General features: G+C 73.7%; 19 protein-coding genes. 3 read left to right on the top strand and 16 right to left on the bottom strand.

Translation table 11 applies throughout. The annotated features are described in order from the left end of the window. The first annotated feature begins 2 nt into the window (after nucleotides 1–2). Nucleotides 3–1037 (top strand): ABC transporter ATP-binding protein, encoded by a 1035-nt coding sequence (locus J3P32_RS10340; protein ID WP_374222515.1) that lies wholly within the window; start codon nucleotides 3–5, stop codon nucleotides 1035–1037. Nucleotides 1038–1058: 21 nt separating this feature from the next. Here the strand turns inward: J3P32_RS10340 and J3P32_RS18495 are convergent, their stop codons facing one another. From J3P32_RS18495 to dacB, 13 genes are all read right to left on the bottom strand, one after another. After that, complete coding sequence (locus tag J3P32_RS18495; protein WP_210439682.1) at nucleotides 1059–2147, bottom strand: GNAT family N-acetyltransferase; 1089 nt, start codon at nucleotides 2145–2147, stop codon at nucleotides 1059–1061. Nucleotides 2148–2255: 108 nt separating this feature from the next. After that, entirely contained in the window at nucleotides 2256–2873 is a 618-nt protein-coding gene (locus tag J3P32_RS10330) for a hypothetical protein (protein ID WP_246850037.1), read from the bottom strand. 10 nt (nucleotides 2874–2883) lie between these two features. Further along, nucleotides 2884–3378 carry a DUF3180 domain-containing protein gene (locus J3P32_RS10325; RefSeq protein WP_210439681.1) on the bottom strand — a complete coding sequence of 165 codons (495 nt, stop codon included), beginning with the start codon at nucleotides 3376–3378 and terminating at the stop codon, nucleotides 2884–2886. Between the two features lie 7 nt (nucleotides 3379–3385). Further along, on the bottom strand, nucleotides 3386–3955 hold the full coding sequence (gene folK / locus J3P32_RS10320) for a 2-amino-4-hydroxy-6-hydroxymethyldihydropteridine diphosphokinase (protein WP_210439680.1): 570 nt from the start codon (nucleotides 3953–3955) through the stop codon (nucleotides 3386–3388). Beyond that, a complete protein-coding gene (gene folB / locus J3P32_RS10315; protein WP_210439679.1) occupies nucleotides 3948–4322 on the bottom strand; it encodes a dihydroneopterin aldolase in 375 nt (124 codons plus the stop codon). Before folB ends, folK begins: the two co-directional genes overlap by 8 nt. Then, nucleotides 4319–5155: a dihydropteroate synthase gene (gene folP / locus J3P32_RS10310; protein ID WP_210440745.1), complete on the bottom strand. Its 837-nt coding sequence runs from the start codon at nucleotides 5153–5155 to the stop codon at nucleotides 4319–4321. The genes folB and folP overlap by 4 nt, the downstream gene beginning before the upstream one ends. Nucleotides 5156–5196: 41 nt before the next feature. Further along, nucleotides 5197–5775 carry a GTP cyclohydrolase I FolE gene (gene folE / locus J3P32_RS10305; protein WP_307807860.1) on the bottom strand — a complete coding sequence of 193 codons (579 nt, stop codon included), beginning with the start codon at nucleotides 5773–5775 and terminating at the stop codon, nucleotides 5197–5199. Between the two features lie 38 nt (nucleotides 5776–5813). Then, entirely contained in the window at nucleotides 5814–7871 is a 2058-nt protein-coding gene (gene ftsH / locus J3P32_RS10300) for an ATP-dependent zinc metalloprotease FtsH (RefSeq protein ID WP_374222513.1), read from the bottom strand. A 114-nt stretch (nucleotides 7872–7985) separates the two neighbouring features. After that, entirely contained in the window at nucleotides 7986–8537 is a 552-nt protein-coding gene (gene hpt / locus J3P32_RS10295; RefSeq protein WP_210439677.1) for a hypoxanthine phosphoribosyltransferase, read from the bottom strand. A 34-nt stretch (nucleotides 8538–8571) separates the two neighbouring features. Beyond that, the gene (locus J3P32_RS10290) at nucleotides 8572–8937 is read right to left on the bottom strand and encodes a response regulator (protein WP_210439676.1); all 366 of its coding nucleotides are present in this window, start codon (nucleotides 8935–8937) and stop codon (nucleotides 8572–8574) included. A 97-nt stretch (nucleotides 8938–9034) separates the two neighbouring features. Next, nucleotides 9035–10009 carry a tRNA lysidine(34) synthetase TilS gene (gene tilS, locus J3P32_RS10285; protein ID WP_210439675.1) on the bottom strand — a complete coding sequence of 325 codons (975 nt, stop codon included), beginning with the start codon at nucleotides 10007–10009 and terminating at the stop codon, nucleotides 9035–9037. Next, a complete protein-coding gene (locus J3P32_RS10280; protein ID WP_210439674.1) occupies nucleotides 10006–11022 on the bottom strand; it encodes a zinc-dependent metalloprotease in 1017 nt (338 codons plus the stop codon). Before J3P32_RS10280 ends, tilS begins: the two co-directional genes overlap by 4 nt. A 93-nt stretch (nucleotides 11023–11115) precedes the next feature. Further along, nucleotides 11116–12597, bottom strand: a complete 1482-nt coding sequence (dacB, locus tag J3P32_RS10275) for a D-alanyl-D-alanine carboxypeptidase/D-alanyl-D-alanine endopeptidase (RefSeq protein WP_210439673.1) — start codon at nucleotides 12595–12597, stop codon at nucleotides 11116–11118. A gap of 102 nt (nucleotides 12598–12699) precedes the next feature. Between dacB and J3P32_RS10270 the strand changes: the two genes are divergently transcribed. After that, complete coding sequence (locus J3P32_RS10270) at nucleotides 12700–13236, top strand: inorganic diphosphatase (RefSeq protein WP_210440743.1); 537 nt, start codon at nucleotides 12700–12702, stop codon at nucleotides 13234–13236. A 94-nt stretch (nucleotides 13237–13330) separates the two neighbouring features. Here J3P32_RS10270 and J3P32_RS10265 read toward each other — a convergent pair whose 3' ends face one another. Further along, entirely contained in the window at nucleotides 13331–13906 is a 576-nt protein-coding gene (locus J3P32_RS10265) for an alpha/beta fold hydrolase (RefSeq protein ID WP_210439672.1), read from the bottom strand. Nucleotides 13907–13991: 85 nt separating this feature from the next. Next, nucleotides 13992–16064: an acyl-CoA dehydrogenase family protein gene (locus J3P32_RS10260; protein WP_210439671.1), complete on the bottom strand. Its 2073-nt coding sequence runs from the start codon at nucleotides 16062–16064 to the stop codon at nucleotides 13992–13994. A 35-nt stretch (nucleotides 16065–16099) separates the two neighbouring features. Here J3P32_RS10260 and J3P32_RS10255 point away from each other — a divergent pair, with 35 nt between their 5' ends. After that, nucleotides 16100–16975 (top strand): sulfotransferase domain-containing protein, encoded by an 876-nt coding sequence (locus J3P32_RS10255; RefSeq protein ID WP_210439670.1) that lies wholly within the window; start codon nucleotides 16100–16102, stop codon nucleotides 16973–16975. Nucleotides 16976–16991: 16 nt separating this feature from the next. Here J3P32_RS10255 and J3P32_RS10250 read toward each other — a convergent pair whose 3' ends face one another. Continuing rightward, nucleotides 16992–18449 carry a C40 family peptidase gene (locus J3P32_RS10250; protein WP_307861651.1) on the bottom strand — a complete coding sequence of 486 codons (1458 nt, stop codon included), beginning with the start codon at nucleotides 18447–18449 and terminating at the stop codon, nucleotides 16992–16994. Nucleotides 18450–18754: the final 305 nt, after the last annotated feature.

Genomic DNA, 18754 nt, shown 5'->3' with positions numbered 1-18754 from the left:
GCATGGACGCTACCGCCATAGGGGCCGAGCCGGCCCCATCCGAGCCCGGAGCAGCAGGGGCCGCCGTCGACGCCATGATCCGGCTCGAGGGCGTCGGCAAGACCTACCCCGACGGCACGGTCGCAGTCCACGAGCTCGACCTCGAGGTCGGGCGCGGCGAGATGGTGTGCCTCGTCGGGCCGTCGGGGTGCGGGAAGTCCACCACGCTGAAGATGATCAACCGGCTCATCGAGCCGACCACCGGACGCATCTGGCTCGACGGGCAGGACGTCACCGGCGTCGACCCGGTCGCGCTGCGCCGGGGCATCGGCTACGTGATCCAGCAGGTCGGCCTGTTCCCCCACCAGCGCGTCGAGCAGAACGTGATGACCGTGCCGCTGCTCTACGGCGAGTCCCGGGCGACGGCCCGCGAGCGCGCCCACGAGCTGCTGAGCACCGTGGGCCTCGACCCCCGCCACTTCGCGCGGCGCTACCCCCACGAGCTGTCCGGCGGGCAGCGGCAGCGGGTGGGGGTGGCCCGCGCCCTGGCCGCCAACCCGCCCGTCCTGCTGATGGATGAGCCGTTCGGGGCGGTCGACCCCGTCGTGCGCCACCGGCTGCAGGACGAGTTCCGCCGCGTGCAGGCCGAGCTCGGCAAGACGGTCGTGCTGGTGACCCACGACATCGACGAGGCGATCCGGATGGGCGACCGGGTCGCCGTCTTCGCGGCCGGCGGCCGCCTCGCCCAGTACGCCACGCCAGCCCGGCTGCTGGCTCACCCCGCCGACGACCAGGTGGCCGACTTCGTCGGGTCCGACGGGTTGCGGATGCTGACCGTCACGCGGCTGCGCGAGGAGGACCTCGAGCCGCTGGACGGCGTGACCACCGGTGAGCTCGGTGCGGCGATCGACATCGACTCCTCGTTGGAGGAGGCGCTGGCGGCGATGCTGGGGGACGACAAGCCGATGGTCGGCGTGCGGCGAGGCCCGGTCTTCCTCGGTGTGCTGACCCCCGCGGGGGTGCACCGGGCGCTGCGTGCGTCGCTGCGCTCGCGCTGAGCGCCGGCCCGGGCACGGTCGTCAGTCGACGCGCACGTCCTTGTGCCACGACTCGGTGACGTACGTGGTGCCCCAGCCCATCGCGGTGTAAAGCCCCTCGGCGCCGGTCGGCGAGTCCGCGTCGACCTCGAGGCCGACGCGGTCGCGGCCGCGCGAGGCCGCGTCGGCGATGATCGTGCGCAGCAGGCCCTTCGCGACGCCGCGCCCGCGGGCGGACTCGAGCACGCCGAGGTAGGAGACGTACGACCCGTCCGGCCCGTCGGCCGACTCGCTGACCGTCCCGACCAGGGCGCCGGCCGGCTCGGGCCGGCCGCCCTCGCCGTCGACGAGCTCCGCGAGCCACCAGTGGTCCCAGCGGTGGCCGGGGTCCTCGCGGAGGCGGTGGATGAACTCGTCGAAGGTCTCCTCGGCGGAGTTGAAGTGGTCGGTGAAGGCGCCCTCGAGCACGTCGTGGACGGCCCGCAGGTCGGCCTCGGCCGGCATCCCGTCGCCCTGCCGCTCGACCCGGCGGAACACGACGCCCTTGCGCTCCCAGCGTGCCGGGTCGGGGACCAGGTCGGCCTCGGCCGCCTCCACCGAGCGGCTCATCTGCCACCAGGTGCGGACCCGGTGGAAGCCGGCGCCGGACAGCCACCGGTGCTGGCGCTCGTCGTCGGCGAAGGCACCGGTGTCGACCTGCTGGACCGCCAGCCCGCGTGCGGCGCCGACGGACCTCGCCTGGGCCTCCGCCCACTCGAGGAGCAGGTCGCTGCAGCGGTCGGCGAGCGGGTCGTCGAGGTCGCGGTCGACGATGTGGACCAGCAGCATCCGGCCCTCGGCGCGGTCGTGCACACTGCCCCAGGCGCGCACCCGAGCGTCGGGGTCGCGGACCACGACGTTCTCCCGCATCGTCAGGCCACGCTCGGAGACCTCGACGAGCACCTCGCCCGGACCCGACGCGGCCCACCCGCGACCCGCCCGCTCGTGGCCCCGCAGCAGCTCGGTGAGCCGCTCGACGGTGGCGGGGTCCGTACCGTCAGGGGTGTCGACGACCCAGCCGGCGGGGAGTCCCGGGTCCTCGGGCAGGGCCTCGGCGGGGTCGCTCTCGAACCGGTTGTCCTCGGGGATCACGAGCGCCCATTCTTCCGTACGCCCGCGGCCGGCCGCCCCGGCGGTGAGTGGAGCGGGTCCGGGACGGCCCCAGGTGGCCTCCCGCACCGCCCGTGCGGCGGGAGCGGGTCAGGCGCTGCGGTGGTTGCGGCGCGCGGCGGCGGCGCGGAGCGAGTCGAGCTCGGCACGCACGACGTCGAGCTCGGCCTCGAGCTCGGCGACGAGGACGATCGCCTCGGCGGCCCGGGACTCGGCCTCGTCGCGACCCCGCTCGGCGGTGTCGCGGCCGCGCTCGGCGGCGTCGGCGCGGCGCGTCTCCTGCGCGCGCCTGAGGCTCTGCTCGGCGGCGTTCTTCTGCGCGGACGACAGGGCGCGCTCCAGCACGTGGATCGCGTCCTCGCGCTCGGCGATGCGGCGCTCCATGTCGGCGGCGAAGGCTGCCGACTCGGCCGTACGGCGCTCGGTGAGGGCGCGGTACTCCTGCGCCTGGACGGCCCGGTCGCGGGCGGCGTCGCGCCGGGCCTGCAGGAGCTCGGCGTGCGTGATCCGGGTGGCCGCGGCGCCGGCGAGCACCGCCACGACGGCAGCGGCAGCGGTCAGGACGCCCGAGGCGGACGCCAGGGCGCCGGCCACGAGGGCGGCGCCGAGGGCGAGGAGCGCGACGGCGACGACCAGGCGCGTGCTGCGCTGGCGCCGGCGCGCGGGCGTCCGCGACACCTGTGACTGCTGGGGCTGCTGGGAAGGCATGGCGCCCAGCCTAGGTGCGCGGCCGGCCGCCGTCCGCGCGACACGCACGCTCCAGGGCGAGCGAGGCGAGCATCACGCCCACTCCGCCCAGCGCCGCCACCACCGACCGCAGCACCCAGCGGTCGGCGACCTCCGACTGGTCGCCCAGCCAGCTGACGGCGTACCCCACGTAGCCCGCCGCGACGACGGCGCCGCCGAGGGCGCACGCCCGCGCCAGCACCAGGCGGTTGAGGGCCTGCTGGGGGTCGAGGCGCTCGCCGCGGACGTGCACGGTCTGCCACGTGTGCCAGGCGAGGAAGGCCAGGATCGCGGCGACCAGCACGAGGGCCAGTGCCTGCACCCACGACACGAGCGGCGGGCGGCCGGCCACGGCGTCGCCGACCCGGTGGACGCCCCACCCGACGGCGAGCCCGAGGACCGCACAGGTCGTCAGGGCGCGCGCCGAGGTCGGGCGCAGCCGCCCCCTCGGCTCGGGCGGCTCGTCGCCCGGTCCGGCCTGGGTCACCCGTGGCTCACTCGACCTCGAGGTGCAGGTCCTCGCGCCGCTTGACGCCGGAGGAGTCCGCGGCGTCGAGGAGCTGGGCGATCGGTCCCCGGTCGGGGAACACCGCGTCGGGCTCGAGGTCGTACCACGGCTGGAGCACGAAGGCGCGCTCGTGGGCGCGGGGGTGCGGGAGCTGCAGGAAGTCCTCGTTGGAGCGGCGGTCGCCCACCACGATGAGGTCCACGTCGAGCGTGCGGGGCGCGTTGCGCACGTCGGTGCGCTCGCGGGCGTAGGCGTCCTCGATCGCGAGGGCGCGCTCCATCAGGCGGGCGGCCGGGAGCGTGGTGTCGGCCAGCACGACGGCGTTGAGGTAGGGCCCCGAGCCGTCCGGCGCGTCCACCGGCTCGGTCTCGTAGACCGGGGAGACGCCGGTGACGAAGAAGTCAGGAGTGTCGGCGAGCGCGTCGACGGCACCCTGGAGCGAGGCCAGGCGCTCCCCGACGTTGGACCCCAGCGCGACGACGACCCGCCGGATCGGGTGCATCTCACCGGTGAGGGAGTCGGCGTCCACGATGTTCGGGTTCGGTGTCTCAGTCATGAGAGGTGTCTCGCCTTCTGGTGATCGTCAGCGCGACGTCCGAGTACGTCGCGTCGATGGGCGCATCAGGTTTGTGGAGCGTGACTCGGGCCCATTGAACACGACCGTCCAACAGGCACACATCGGCGATGCGCTGGGCGACGGTTTCTATCAGGTCGACCGGGTCGCGCTCGACGGCGGCCTTCACGTCGGTGACCAGCGTCCCGTAGTTCACGGTCTCCGCGAGGTCGTCCGACGCCGCCGCGGGGCGGGTGTCAATGCCGAGCACGAGGTCGACGACGAAGACCTGTCCCTCGCGCCTCTCGAAGTCGAAGACACCGTGGTGCGCGAAGCACTCGATGCCGGTCACGGCCAGCTCGTCGCTCATGCCTCGTCCTTCCCGTGGGGGGCCGGCTCGCCCGGACCTCCCGGAGCCAGCGCCCGCACCACCGCGAGGGCGTCCCGCGTGGCGCGTACGTCGTGCACGCGCAGGACGTCGACCCCGCGGCCGGCGAGCAGCGCGACCAGGGCGGCGTGCGCGTGCTCGCGCCCGTCGACCGGGCGCGGGGCGCCGTCCTCGGCCAGCAGCGAGCCCAGGAACGACTTGCGGCTCGCCCCCACCAGCAGCGGCCGGCCGAGCCCGCGCAGCACGTCGAGCCCGGCCAGGAGCTCCCAGTTGTGGTGCGGCTGCTTGGCGAACCCGAGCCCCGGGTCGACGACGATGCGCTCCAGCGCGACGCCGGCGGCCACGGCGGAGTCCAGGCGCTCGGCCAGCTCACGGCGCACGGTCGCCACGACGCCGTCGGGTGAGTAGTCGGCGAAGTCGCGCATCCGGTCGGCGTGGGCACGCCAGTGCATCGCCACGTAGGTCGCGTCACCGGCGGCGACGACGTCGAGGATGCGCGGGTCGGCGAGCCCGCCGGAGACGTCGTTGACGATCCGGGCCCCCGCCGCGAGGGCCGCCTCGGCGACCTCCGCGCGCATGGTGTCCACCGAGACCAGGGCTCCGTCGCCGGCGAGCTCCTCGATGACAGGGACCACCCGGTCGAGCTCCTCGGCCACGAGCGGGCGGGTGGCCCCGGGCCGGGTCGACTCGCCGCCGATGTCGAGGAGGTCGGCGCCCTCCTCCAGCAGCCGCCGCCCGTGCGCGACCGCCGTCTCGGTGGTGTCCCAGCGGCCCCCGTCGGAGAAGGAGTCGGGCGTGACGTTGACGATGCCCATCACCCGGGGGACCCCGGGCTCGTGCCGGAGGCCGGCCTCGCTCACCTGGTGCCCGAACGGATCAGCGCCATCGCCTCGGCACGCGTGGCCTGGTTGGTGAGCATGGCGCCGCGGACCGCCGACGTGATGGTGCGCGCGCCCGCCTTGCGGACCCCGCGCATGGTCATGCAGAGGTGCTCGGCCTCGATGACCACGATGACCCCGCGCGCCTCGAGGATCTCCATCAGCGAGTCGGCGACCTGGGTGGTCAGCCGCTCCTGCACCTGCGGGCGCTTGGCGTAGACGTCGACGAGGCGGGCGAGCTTGGACAGCCCGGTGATCTTGCCGCTCTCCGCCGGGATGTAGCCCACGTGGGCCACCCCGGTGAAGGGCACCAGGTGGTGCTCGCACATCGACCAGAGCTCGATGTCGCGGACCAGCACCATCTCCTCGTGACCGATGTCGAAGGTGGTCGTCAGCACCTCCTCGGCCGTCTGCCGAAGGCCCTGCGTCAGCTCGGCGTACGCCCGCGCGACCCGGGCCGGCGTCTCGCGCAGGCCCTCGCGAGAGGGGTCCTCGCCCAGGGCGGCGAGCAGCTCGCGCACCGCGGCCTCGGCGCGGGCGTGGTCGAACGGCGGCACGTCCTCGGGCGCCCGGTCCGGGGCGGAGATCGGGTCGGTCACGGGGCGTCCGGGCGTGGCGGGACGGGCGCCTCCGGACCGACCTCCGGCGTGCCGTGGAGGTCGCCGCCGGCTCCCGGGGGCGTCAGGATCGCGCCGGCCTCCGGCTCCTCGGCAGCCGCGCCGGCCAGGGCACGGTCGCGGATCTCCTGCGGGATGTCGACGGGCGGGATCGAGGAGGGCACCCGCTCGGGCGAGCCCGTCCAGGCCGGGCGCGTCGGGCGCCGGGTGAGCGGCTCGAAGATCTCGGCGATCTCCGCCTTGTCGAGCGTCTCCTTGTCCAGCAGCGCCAGCACGAGCGCGTCGAGCACGTCGCGGTTGGTCTCGAGGATCTCGAAGGCCTCCTGGTGCGCGTGGTTGAGCAGCGCCTTCACCTCCTCGTCGACCGCCGCGGCCGTCTTCTCGGAGTAGTTGCGCGTGTGGCCCATGTCGCGACCCAGGAAGGGCTCGGAGTTGCTGTCGCCGAGCTTGACCGCGCCGAGGCGCTCGGTCATGCCGTACTGCGTGACCATGGCGCGCGCCAGGTTGGTCGCCTTCTCGATGTCGTTGCCCGCTCCGGAGGTCACGTCGTGGAAGATCAGCGCCTCCGCCGCCATCCCGCCCAGCATGTAGGCGAGCGAGTCGAGCATCTCGCTGCGGGTCTGGGAGTACTTGTCGCGGTCGGGCAGCACCATCGTGTAGCCGAGCGCGCGACCGCGCGGCAGGATCGTCACCTTGTGCACCGGGTCGGTGCCGGGCAGCGCCGCCGCGACCAGGGCGTGGCCGCCCTCGTGGTAGGCGGTGATGAGCTTCTCGCGCTCGCTCATCAGGCGCGTACGACGCTGCGGGCCGGCGATGACGCGGTCGATCGCCTCGTCGAGCGAGGCGTCGGTGATGAGCTTGGCGTTGCTGCGGGCGGTCAGCAGCGCGGCCTCGTTGAGCACGTTGGCCAGGTCGGCGCCGGTGAAGCCGGGGGTGCGACGGGCGATGCTCATCAGGTCGATGTCCTGCGCGATCGGCTTGCCGCGGGAGTGGACCTTGAGGATCTGGTAGCGGCCGTTGAGGTCGGGGGCGTCGACCTGCACCTGCCGGTCGAAGCGGCCCGGGCGCAGCAGCGCGGGGTCGAGGACGTCGGGGCGGTTCGTGGCGGCGATGAGGATCACGCCGCCGCGCACGTCGAAGCCGTCCATCTCGACGAGCAGCTGGTTGAGCGTCTGCTCGCGCTCGTCGTGGCCACCGCCCATGCCCGCACCGCGGTGGCGGCCCACGGCGTCGATCTCGTCGATGAAGACGATGGCCGGCGGGTTCTCCTTGGCCTGCTCGAAGAGGTCGCGGACGCGGCTGGCACCGACGCCGACGAACATCTCGACGAAGTCGGAGCCGGAGATGGAGTAGAAGGGCACCCCGGCCTCGCCGGCGACGGCGCGCGCGAGGAGGGTCTTGCCGGTGCCGGGCGGGCCGTAGAGCAGCACGCCCTTGGGGATCTTGGCGCCGACGGCCTGGAACTTGGCCGGGTCGGTGAGGAACTCCTTGATCTCGCCGAGCTCCTCGATCGCCTCCTCGCAGCCGGCGACGTCGCTGAACGTCGTCTTGGGCATGTCCTTGGTGATGAGCTTGGCCTTGGACTTGGCGAACTGCATCACCCCGCGGCCGCCGCCGCCCTGGGCCTGGTTCATCAGGAAGACGAACAGCAGGATGATCAGCGCGAAGGGCAGCAGCGTCGCCAGCAGCGAGCCGAGGAAGCTCGGCTGCGGGTTGTCGGAGTCGTAGTCGGAGATCGTGCCCTCGGCGAACTGCTCCTTGACCGCCTCCAGCAGCGCCTCCTGCTCCCCCTGGATGTAGTGGGCGGTCACCTTGTCGCCGTCGTCGCGGGTGCCCTCGTCGAGGGTGGCCTCGATGACCTGGTCACCGTCGATGAACAGGATCTCGTCGACCGAGCCGTCGTCGATGTAGGAGGCGAGGGTCGAGGTCTTGACCTCGTCGTAGCCGTCACTGGGCGCGAGGAACTGGATCGCCAGGAGCACCGCGAAGGCGGACAGGACGATCCACAGCCAGGGACCCTTGAATATGCGCTTCACAGGCAACTTTCACCGGTTGGGGATTGAGGTGGCGACGCCGGACGTCACCGGGAGGCTCATTCTTTCAGGCGGGGTGTAGCGGGGCGACCCCCGCGAGCGGCGGCCGCTGCGGGGTCAGCTGTAGACGTGGGGGGCGAGGGTCCCGATGTCGCGCAGGTTGCGGTAGCGCTCGCGGTAGTCGAGGCCGTACCCCACGACGAACTCGTTGGGGATGTCCCACCCGACGTACTTCGGCTCGACGGGCATCGACAGGGCCTCGGGCTTGCGCAGCAGCGTGGCGATCTCGACGCTCGCCGGGTTGCGGCTCGAGAGGTTGTTGACCAGCCAGCTGAGGGTGAGCCCGGTGTCGATGATCTCGTCGACGATGAGCACGTCACGGCCGCTGATGTCGGTGTCGAGGTCCTTGAGGATCCGCACGACGCCGGACGACTTGGTGCCCGAGCCGTAGGAGGTGACGGCCATCCAGTCCATCTCCAGGTGGCCGGGCATCGCGCGCGCGAGGTCGGCCATCACCATCACGGCGCCGCGGAGCACGCCGACCACGAGCAGGTCGCGTCCCGCGTAGTCCTCGGAGATCTGCAACGCCATCTCGGCGAGCCGCTGCTGGATCTGCTCCTCGGTGAAGAGGACGTTGACCAGGTCGTGCTCCACGTGGGACGAGTCCATGGGCTGCAGCCTAGGGCGTGCGTCGGCGCGGTCCTCACCCCGCCAGCAGGTCGACGACCACCTCGGCGAGCTGCTTCAACGAGAACGGCTTGGTGACGAAGCGGGTCGCGCCTGCGGCGGTGGCCCGGTCGCGGGTCTCGGCGTCGGCGTGCGCGGTGACGATGACGACGGGTGCGTCGCGCAGGTGCGGCAGCTCGCGCAGCCGGGCGCAGAGCTCGCCACCGTGCATGCGGGGCATGCTCCAGTCGAGCACCGCGGCGTCGCAGGTGGCCGTGGAGGCGAAGTCCAGCGCCGCCACCGGGTCCGCGAAGTCGTGCACCCGCAGCCCGCGTCCGGTCAGCGCGAGGACGATGAGGTCGCGGATGTCGTCGTCGTCCTCCACGACCAGCACGCGGTCCATGACGTTCCTCCGCTCTGGAGCACCCGGCGCCGGGTGCGACGACCCGACGTACGTGGCCCTGCGCACCCTACGGGACGTGGGCGTGCCCGGACGAGCGTCACCGAGCCTCGAGCACGAGCAGGCCGCTGCGCCGCAGGGCGCGCCGGTGGCCGGGGAGGTCGATCCACTTCTGCCCGCGCCAGTCCGTGAGCAGCGCGTCGACCGCGAGGACGTGGTCGCGGGTGAGCTCCGACGGCGGCACGCCCGCCGCGAGCGCCGCGCGGTGCACGACGCGGTGCCGCAGCGCCGGCGCCTCGGCCGCCAGGGCGGCGACGTCGAGCCCTCCGTCCCGGGCGGCGCGGTCGTACGCCGCCGCGGCGAGCTCGTCGAGGAGGGCGGTGTCCTCGCGCAGCTGGTCGGCCGTGCGGGCCAGCGCCTCGGCGATCCCGGGGCCGAGCTCCGCCTCGAGGACGGGCAGCACGTGGTCGCGCACCCGGACGCGCGTGAAGCCGGGATCGTGGTTGTGCGGGTCGTCCCAGGTCTCGAGGCCCTCGACCTGGCAGGCCGTCACGGTGTCCACGCGGCGCACCCCCAGCAGCGGGCGCACGAAGACGTCGAACGCGGGCCGCATGCCCTGCAGCGACCGGCCTCCCGACCCGCGGGTGAGGCCGAGCAGCACCGTCTCGGCCTGGTCGTCGAGGGTGTGCCCCAGCAGCACCGCCCGCGCCGAGAGGTGTGCGGCGACCTGCTCCAGGACGGCGTACCTCGCCTCGCGGGCGGCGGCCTCGGGACCGAGCCCCGACGCCGTCCCCACGTCGACGCGCGCGGTGAGGGTCTCGTCCACCCCCATCGCTGCGAGCTGGGAGACGACGCGGTCGGCCTGCGCGGCGGAGCCGGGCTGCAGGCCGTGGTCGACGGTCACGCCGACGACGCGCAGACCGAGCTTGTGTCCCTCGAAGACGGCGGCCGACGCGAGGGCCAGGGAGTCGGCGCCCCCGCTGCAGGCGACTCCGACGGTGTCGCCGGGCGACAGCTCGGACAGCGCCGCCCGGACCGGCACGCGGACGGCGGCGACCGAGGGGTGCAGGGTCACAGCACGCGGGCGACCCAGGCGTCGGGGTCGGCGATCTCGGCCTTCGACGGCAGGGTCTCCGGCCCCGTCCACACGGCGTTGAAGTCGGCCATGCCGACCTTGTCGACCACGTGACGCACGAACACCGCGCCGTCGCGGTACTGCGCCATCTTGGCGTCGAGGCCGAGCAGCCGGCGCAGCAGCCTGTCGATCGAACCGGCGCCCTTGCGTCGCTGGTTGAACTTCTGGCGGATCTCCGCGACCGACGGGATGACGGTGGGTCCGACGCCGTCCATCACCACGTCGGCGTGTCCCTCCAGCAGCGACATCACGCCGGTGACCCGGTCGAGGATCTCCTTCTGCTCCGGCGAGGAGACGAGGTCGATGATGCTGCCGTCGCCGCCGCGGATCGCCTCGGCACCGCGCCGCAGGCCGTCGAGGAGGGCGCTGGGCTCGATGGTGTCGGCGACCGCGTGCATCTGGCTCATCAGGTGCTGCCCGAGCCACGGGTTGGCGGTGAACTGGACGCGGTGGGTCTCCTCGTGGAGGCACACCCACAGCCGGAAGTCCGTCGGGTCGGCACCGATCTCGCGCTCGACGTGGACGATGTTGGGCGCCACGAGCAGGAGCCGGCCGTGCGGCTCGTGGAACGGGTCGAACTGGCCGAGCACCTTGCTGCTGAGGAAGCCGAGCAGCAGGCCCACCTCGGCGCCCGTCACCCTGGTGCCGACGACACCGGCGAGGGCCGAAGGCGCGCCCCTCTTCTCGACGAGCCGGTCGACGACCGGGGTGAGGATCCTGGCGAAGCCGTCGGCGTTCGCACGCAGCCAGCCGCGGCGGTCGACGACCAGCACCGGCGCGGTCCCGGCCTCCGCCTGCAGCCCGGTGAAGTCCCGGACCAGCGGGGTGGAGCGGGCCGCACCCTCGCGCAGCTCGAGCACGGCGGCGGCCGCCTCGTCGGCCGACACGTCGGGTCCCGGCCCGGCGATGCGGGATCCCACGGTGACGGCGAAGTCCCAGTCGACGAGGTCCATGTGCCGACCCTAGCCGGGGGCGAGGAATCGCCTCCCGGACCGCGGGAAGGGGACGTCGCGCGGGCGCCGGGGCTGCGCGGCGGGACGCAGGCCCTAGCCGGCCGACGCAGTCGTCGAGCAGCGGCAGGCAGCCAGGGCGGCGGCGGCGCGGTCCAGCGCCTCCTGGGCGTCGAGGCCGTCCTCGGGGGCGACCCGGTCGGCGGCGAGCACGAACGCCATCGGCGCTCCGTCGCGGCCGACCGCGATCCCGGCCAGCGCGTGCACCCCGGTGAGCGTGCCGGTCTTGGCCCGGACCAGGCCGCGTGCCACGGCAGGCCCCTCGGCGAACCGGTAGGTCAGCGACCCCGTGAAGCCGGCGACGGGGAGCCCGGTGACCAGGCTGCGCAGGCGCTCGCCGTCCGGGCCGGCCGCACGCTGGACGAGGCCGAGGAGGGTCGCGGTCGAGACCCGGTTGCGCCGCGAGAGCCCGGAGCCGTCGCGGACCCGGTCGCGAGCGACGTCGATGCCCATCGCGCGGAGCGTCCCGGTCACGCCCGCGGCGCCCGCCTCGAAGGATCCGGTGCCCGACGTGGCGATGCCGACGTGGTGGGCGACGACCTCCGCGCCCTCGTTGTCGCTGACGTCGATGATCCGTTCGGCGACCTGCGACAGCGGGGCGCTCTCGACGGCGGCGAGCTGCTCGGCCCCGGGAGGGGCCGCGCCGCGCCGCGGCGCGCCGACGACCCGGAGTCCCGCGGACCGCAGGCCGTCGGCGAGGACCCGGGCCGCGGCTAATGACGGGTCGTCCGAGCGGGACTGCCCGTCGGCCTCGCGCCCGCCGTCGACCATGAGCGAGGTGATCGGGCTGACGATGTCGTCGGGGACGTAGTCACGACGCCAGGCCGGGTTGTCGGTCGGGCCGCTGAAGAGGGTGTCGTCGAAGCGGACCTCCACCCGGCCGCGACCGCCGAGGGCGTCGGCCACGGCCAGCGCCAGCGTCGTCACGTCCGCGCGCGGCGGGTACGCCGAGCCCGCCTCCGCGAGGGTCACCGGCTCGCTGGCCAGGAGCGGGTCGCCCCCGCCGACGAGGACGACCTCGCGCCGCGAGGCACCGCGCACGACCCTCGTGGTGAAGGTGTGGTCGGGGCCGAGGACCTCGAGCGCCGCGCCGAGGGTGAGCAGCTTGGTCGTCGAGGCCGGCAGGTAGCGCCCGTCGCCGGAGGTCCACACCGGTGGTCCCGGCGCCAGCGAGGAGACGGCGCCGACGACGTGGCGGCCGAGGTCGGGGTCCGCGAGCTCGTCGGAGACCGCGGCCGCCACCCGCGCCGGCACGATCGGGGCCGACGCGTCGATCGGGTGCGCGGGGGCGGCGGGCGGGGACCACGCGGGCAGCTCGAGGCCCGCCGGCGGAAGCATCTGCTCCGGCTCGGTCACCGGGTCCGCGGCGAGCCACGGCAGGTAGCGCTGTCCCCACTCGAACCGGTGGGCGCCGACCCCCGTGGCCAGCAGCGCCAGGACCAGCACCGTCGGCAGCCACACCGTCACGGGGTGGCGTACGTCACGTCGCCGCCGTTCGGGCCTCTTCGCTTCGCGCATCGGGGCCATTGTGCGCGAGACTGCCCCGAGGACAACGCGTCGGGCTGCCGCCCGGTCGCGGCGAGCGGCCCGACGACGTGCCGGAGAGTGGAGGAAGACGTGCTGACGTTCGACGTGGTGGTGGAGATCCCCAAGGGTGAGCGCAACAAGTACGAGGTCGACCACGAGACCGGACGCATCCGGCTGGACCGCATGCTCTTCACCTCGACGGCCTACCCCGCCGACTACGGCTTCATCGAGAACACCCTCGGCCAGGACGGCGACCCGCTCGACGCGCTGGTGATCCTCCAGCAGCCGACCTTCCCCGGGTGCATCATCGAGTGCCGCGCGATCGGCATGTTCCGGATGACCGACGAGGCCGGCGGCGACGACAAGGTGCTCTGCGTCCCGAGCCACGACCCGCGCCTGGAGCACCTGCGCGACATCAACCACGTCTCCAAGTACGACCGCCTGGAGATCCAGCACTTCTTCGAGGTCTACAAGGACCTCGAGCCGGGCAAGTCCGTCGAGGGCGCCGACTGGGTCGGCCGCACCGAGGCCGAGGCGGAGGTCCGCGCGTCGTTCGAGCGGTTCGAGACCGAGGGCCACGGCAACGACCTCGACAACATGGCCGACGACAGCCTCGGCGAGGACGCCTGAGCCCCCAGGCCGGCCCGGTGGGCAGGCTCGTGCTCGCGGCCTGACCCCCACCCCCCGGACCCCACCCCCGGCCCCACTCCTGGGCGCTGAGGGGTCAGGTCCGTGCCAGGAAGGCGTCCACGGCCCGGGCGACCTCCAGGTGGATCTCGACGGTGCGGACCGCGTCCGACGTGCCCATGGAGTGGTCGGCATCCGGCACCTCGAGGACCTCGCAGCCGCCGCGGGCCAGCGCTCGGGCCACGCCGGGCTCCCACAGCTCGTCGGCCAGCCCGCCGACGAGGAGCTGCCGGCCCGGATGGGCGCCGATCGCGTCGGCGACGACCGGCTCGACGAGCAGCGGGGTCAGCCAGACGGCGTCAAGCCCGTGCTCGGCGGCGTACGAAGCGGCGCGGGTGCCGAGCGACTTGCCGACGACGAGCACGCGGTCGGCGCCCTCGGCGGCGTGCGCCGCGGCCACGTGCCGGCGTACCCACGTCCCGGGGTCCTCCTCGCCGCGGGTGGTGGAGTCCCACCACAGCTGCTGGACGGTGAACCCGTGCTGCAGCAGCGCGCGGCGCGCGAACTCGAGCAGGGGCGCGCTCGGTGAGTACGCCCGGCCGGGGGCGACGAGCGCCACGCCGCGGCTCGCGCCGGGCGGCTCCCAACGGGTCGGCAGGCCGCCGAAGGTCATGGCCGGGGCCCCCTTCGTGCCTCGGCAGCAGCTCAGCGCTCCGGGCAGCGGCGACAGGCTGTCGCCGGGGCCGGGGGCGCCCATCTCAGCCGTCCGACCCGACCGGCCACGACAGGAGCTCCGGGCTGCGCAGCATCTCCTCCGGCACGCCGAACGCGTCCACGAGGTCGACCGCCAGGGGCCGGATCTTGCGGCACAGCGCGTTGACCTCGCGGCTGATGGCCTTCGAGCGAGTGCTGGAGAGGCGGCCGTGCTCCATGAACCAGGCGCGGTCGGCCTCGATGGTGGTGAGGGCGTGGAGGTCGCAGAGCAGGTTGAGCGTGACCTTGAGGTCTCCGTCGGGGAGCTCGGCGGCCTTGGCCACGAACGCCTCCAGCACGAGCCGCTCGGTGTGGGCGCGGGCGGCGGCGATGACGTGGTCCTGCACGCGGGAGAAGACCGCACCGGGGTTCATCCCCTGGTCGATGCCGCGCTTGAGCCGCCGGGCGACGCTGCCGATCATGTGCTCCTCGCGGAAGCGCAGCATCGCGAGCTGGTAGTTGGGGTCGAGCAGCCCCGTCTCCTGGTCCCAGGTGTCGCCGCTGGGGAGGAGGTCGCGGACCGACTGGACGAGCTTGTGCACCGCGGTGCGCTCGACGACGGTCTCGACCGCGAGGCCCGCGACGAAGCGGGCCATGCCGAGCTGGTCCATGTCCTCGAACTCGCCGGCGTAGTCGGTCAGCAGCCCCTTGGCGACGAGCTGGAGCAGGACGTGGTTGTCACCCTCGAAGGTGGTGAAGACGTCGGTGTCGGCCTTGAGGGCCGCGAACCGGTTCTCGCTCAGGTAGCCCGCACCGCCGCAGGCCTCGCGGCACTCCTGGATGGTGCGGGTGGCGTGCCACGTCCCCAGCGCCTTGGTGCCGGCGGCGCGGGACTCCAGCACGCGCCGGGCGTGCTCGTCGCTGCCGGGCTCGGTCGGTCCGGGGCCGGAGAACACCTCGTGCAGCTGCCCGGACACCACGTCCTGCGCGAAGTGGAGCGCGTACGTCCGGGCGAGCAGCGGCAGCAGCCGTCGCTGGTGCATGCCGTAGTCGAGGAGCACCTGCTCCTCGTCGGGCGAGGTCGCTTCGAACTGCCGGCGCCGCTCGGCGTAGCGCGTCGCGATCGTCAACGCGACCTTGGCGGCGTTGATGCCGGCGCCGCCGACGCAGACGCGGCCCTGCACGAGCGTGCCGAGCATGGTGAAGAAGCGCTTGTGGGGGTTGTCGATCGGCGAGAGGTAGCGGCCCTCCGGCGTCACCTCGGCGAACTGGTTGAGCAGCGCGGTGCGCGGCACCCGGACCGCGTCGAACCAGATCCGGCCGTTGTCGACGCCGTTGAGACCCATCTTGGGGCCGCAGTCCTCGATCCGCACGCCGTCGACGACCCGCCCGCCGTCGCGGACCGGGACGACGAAGGCGTGCACCCCGTGGCGCTCGCCGCCGACCTCGAGCTGCGCGAACACCACTGCGAGCTCGGCGTGGGCCGCCGCGTTGCCGATGTAGTCCTTGCGGCTCGCCTCGTCAGGAGTGGTGATGACGAACTCCTGCGTCTCCGCGTCGTACGTGGCGACCGTGCCGAGGGCCTGCACGTTGGAGCCGTGGCCGCTCTCGGTCATCGCGAAGCAGCCCATGGTGCGGCCGCTGACGAGGTCGGCGAGGTACGCGTCGTGGTGCGACCTCGTGCCGAGCTGGAGGATCGCGCCACCGAACAACCCGAACTGGACCCCCACCTTGACCAGCACCGACAGGTCGCCGAAGGCGAGCGTCTCGAAGGCGGCGATGGAGGCCCCGATGTCGCCCCCGCCGCCGTACTCCTCGGGGAACCCCATGCCGGTCTGCCCGGTCCGGGCCATGAGCACCACGACGTCCCTGACCCGCTCGCGGAAGTCGGCGGTGGTCATCTGCTCCTGGTCGAGGAGGACCTGCGCGTGCTCGGCGAGGTTGGCGCGGACGAGGTCGCGCACCTCGCGGTAGCGGCCGTCGAGCAGCGCCCGGAGGGCCGAGACGTCGACGGACGGCTGGCGGTAGCCACTGTCGTCGGCGTGCACGCCGTCGTCCTCGACCCGCTCGACGGCGGGCGACTCGGGCTGCACGGTGGGGATCTCGTCCGCGATGGGCGGGACCTGGTCGGTGGCCATGCCGACAACGTAGCCGTGGGGGTAGGTTCACCGCGATGAACGTGTCGGATGCCACCTCCTCGGGCGGTCCGCTGGGGACCATGCCCTACAACTTCGCCGTCGTCGGCGTGCAGAAGGGCGGCACGTCGACGCTGGCGGTGACGCTGAACCAGCACCGGCTGGTGTGCCAGGCGCCCGACAAGGAGCGGCACTACTTCGACGACGAGACCGTCGACTGGTCGGCCCCGGACTACGAGCGCGACTACACCGCGCCGCGGCGCGCGGCCGTCCACAGGCTGCTCGGCGACGCGTCGCCCACCTACCTGTACTGGCCGCGCGCGCTGGAGCGGATGCGGGCCTACAAGCCCGACATGCCGCTGATCGCGGTCTTCCGCGACCCGCTGGAGCGCCTGTTCTCCCACTGGGTGATGCTGCGCTCGCGCAACCTCGCGTGGCCGGACTGGCCCGACTTCCTGACGGAGTGGCCGCACACGTCGCTGCCCGACGCGGTGCCTGACGACGTACGCACCATGCGGTGGCGGCACATGACGGGACTCGCGCGCGGGTTCTACGGCGAGCAGCTCCAGCGGGGGTTCGAGCTCTTCGACCGGCAGCAGTGGCTGCTGCTCGAGCTGCGCGCGATGCTGGGCGACTTCGAGGGGACCGTGCACCGCACGACCGACTTCCTGGGCCTGCCGCGCTTCGAGCAGGTGCCGCCGCTGCGGAACTGGCATGCCGGCGCGGAGCAGGTGCCCGGCACGCCACCGACCGCCGACGACCTGTCCCGCGTGGCGGAGGTCTACGCCAAGGACCTGGCCCTCTTCGAGGAGCTCTCGGGGATCGACACCTCGGCGTGGCCGACCCGGCTCGTGCTCGACGGGGACCTGGACCCCGGCGAGCTCGCCGACCGGTTCGCGCGCAAGGTGCGGTAGACCGCGTCCCCGGTCGTCAGGGCCGGGCGAAGAAGTTCGGCGCGCGCCAGGAGTACATCGACTCCCGCGTCACCGGCCGGCCGGTGCGGGGGGCGTGGATGATCTGGCCGTCGCCGACGTAGAGCGCGACGTGGTAGATCGAGCTCGGGCTGCTGGAGGACCCCCAGAACACCAGGTCGCCCGGAGCCAGCTGGCCTGCGGTGAGCTTGGTGGACTGGGTGTACTGCGCCACCGAGTAGTGCGGCAGCGACCGGCCGCCCCTCGCCCAGGCGGCCGACGTGAGCCCCGAGCAGTCCCAGGCGTCCGGGCCGGCGGCGCCCCACCTGTAGGGCTTGCCCAGCTGCGAGGTCGCGAAGGCGATCGCGGCGGTCGCGCCGGTCGCCGGGGCCGGCGGGGTGGGCGGCGGGGTGGGGGTCGGGGTGGGCGGCGGGGTGGGCGGCGTTGTCGGGGTTGGGCTGGGCGGCGTTGTCGGGGTCGGGGTGGGCGTGGGGGTGGGCGTGCCGGTCGGGGTCGGGGTGGGCGTGGGGGTGGGCGTGCCGGTCGGAGTCGGGGTCGGCGTGGGCGTGGGCGTCTGGGTCGGCGTGGGCGTCTGGGTCGGCGTGGACGTCGGCGTCTGCGTGGACGCTTGCTGCTCGAGCTCGGCCTGCGCCTGCGCCTCCGCCTCGGCCTGGGCCGCGGCAGCGGCGGCCTCGGCGGCGGCCTGCTCGAGCGCGCGCTGGCGCCGCTCCGCGAGCCGGACGCTGATGCCCTCGAGCTCGGCGAGCTCGGCGATGAGGTCCGCCCTCGTCGTCGCGATCGACTCCGCCCGGACGCCGGCGGCGGCCTCGGCGGCGGCGGCCGCGTCCCGGGCCTCCTCGGCCTCCGCAGCCGCGCCGGCGGCACGCTCGGACGCCTGCTCGGCCGTGCTGGCGGTGACCTCGGCGACGGCCGACGCGGCGATGAATGAGTCGTACTGGTGGTCGAGCGCGTCGGAGGTGTTGCCCATCGTCACGGTGCGGTCGATGAGCGCCTCGACCCCGTCGGCCTCGACGATGGCCGAGAGGCCCTGCACCTGGCTCCCGTCCTCGTAGGACTGCACGACCGTTGCGGCGTAGAGGTCGCGCTGGCGCTGCACGTCCTCGCGTGCTGCGGCCGCAGCGGCCTCGGCCTCCCTGGCGTCGCGGCGAGCCTCGGCAGCGCGCCAGCGAGCCCCGTTCCAGGCCTCGGCGGCCCGCGCGGCGCGGTCCCCGGCGGACTCGAGCTCGAGGCCGGCCCGGATCAGGTCGGCCTGGACGGCGGCGACGTCGCGGCCCTTCTGCTCGACGCTCTCGCGCGCGGCGGAGACGTCCGCCTCGCTGGGGACGGTCTCGTCCGCGAACGCCACCCCGTGGCCACCCCCGGCCCCGAGTCCGGCGACCAGGACGACGGCACCCACCCAGCGCGACGTCGTACGCCGCCGGGTCGGTGACGGGTGGTGCGGGCGGGCGACGGGCACAGTGGCTCCCCTACGTGAACTCGGGACCGCGCGACTTCCCCATCGCACGGGCAACGCGAAGCACGTTAGTGAACTTTTGTCACACTGTGAACACTTTTCCCAACTTTCTCACGCATCGACGGCGTGTCGGCTTGAGAACTACACGCTTGTAGTTCTATGGGCCGCCCGCCGGCGGCGCCTGCGTCATACGAACCGGCGCCTATACGTACGCCTTCGCATGACGCAACGGCCCCCCGCCGGGCAGCGTCATACCAACCCGCACCCATACGTACGCCTCCGCATGACGCAACGGCCTCCCGCCGGGC

This window comes from Nocardioides xinjiangensis, assembly GCF_017916385.1.
GTDB lineage: Bacteria > Actinomycetota > Actinomycetes > Propionibacteriales > Nocardioidaceae > Nocardioides > Nocardioides xinjiangensis.
This window is presented reverse-complemented; position numbering and strand designations above follow the sequence as displayed.

Bases quoted from the DNA above. Each gene is read 5' to 3' on its own strand.
- J3P32_RS10340 (WP_374222515.1), top strand. From the start codon at position 3: ATGGACGCTACCGCCATAGGGGCCGAGCCGGCCCCATCCGAGCCCGGA.
- J3P32_RS10330 (WP_246850037.1), bottom strand. From the start codon at position 2,873: ATGCCTTCCCAGCAGCCCCAGCAGTCACAGGTGTCGCGGACGCCCGCG.
- folK (WP_210439680.1), bottom strand. From the start codon at position 3,955: ATGACTGAGACACCGAACCCGAACATCGTGGACGCCGACTCCCTCACC.
- folB (WP_210439679.1), bottom strand. From the start codon at position 4,322: ATGAGCGACGAGCTGGCCGTGACCGGCATCGAGTGCTTCGCGCACCAC.
- folP (WP_210440745.1), bottom strand. From the start codon at position 5,155: ATGGGCATCGTCAACGTCACGCCCGACTCCTTCTCCGACGGGGGCCGC.
- hpt (WP_210439677.1), bottom strand. From the start codon at position 8,537: ATGGACTCGTCCCACGTGGAGCACGACCTGGTCAACGTCCTCTTCACC.
- J3P32_RS10290 (WP_210439676.1), bottom strand. From the start codon at position 8,937: ATGGACCGCGTGCTGGTCGTGGAGGACGACGACGACATCCGCGACCTC.
- J3P32_RS10280 (WP_210439674.1), bottom strand. From the start codon at position 11,022: ATGGACCTCGTCGACTGGGACTTCGCCGTCACCGTGGGATCCCGCATC.
- dacB (WP_210439673.1), bottom strand. From the start codon at position 12,597: ATGCGCGAAGCGAAGAGGCCCGAACGGCGGCGACGTGACGTACGCCAC.
- J3P32_RS10265 (WP_210439672.1), bottom strand. From the start codon at position 13,906: ATGACCTTCGGCGGCCTGCCGACCCGTTGGGAGCCGCCCGGCGCGAGC.
- J3P32_RS10260 (WP_210439671.1), bottom strand. From the start codon at position 16,064: ATGGCCACCGACCAGGTCCCGCCCATCGCGGACGAGATCCCCACCGTG.
- J3P32_RS10255 (WP_210439670.1), top strand. From the start codon at position 16,100: ATGAACGTGTCGGATGCCACCTCCTCGGGCGGTCCGCTGGGGACCATG.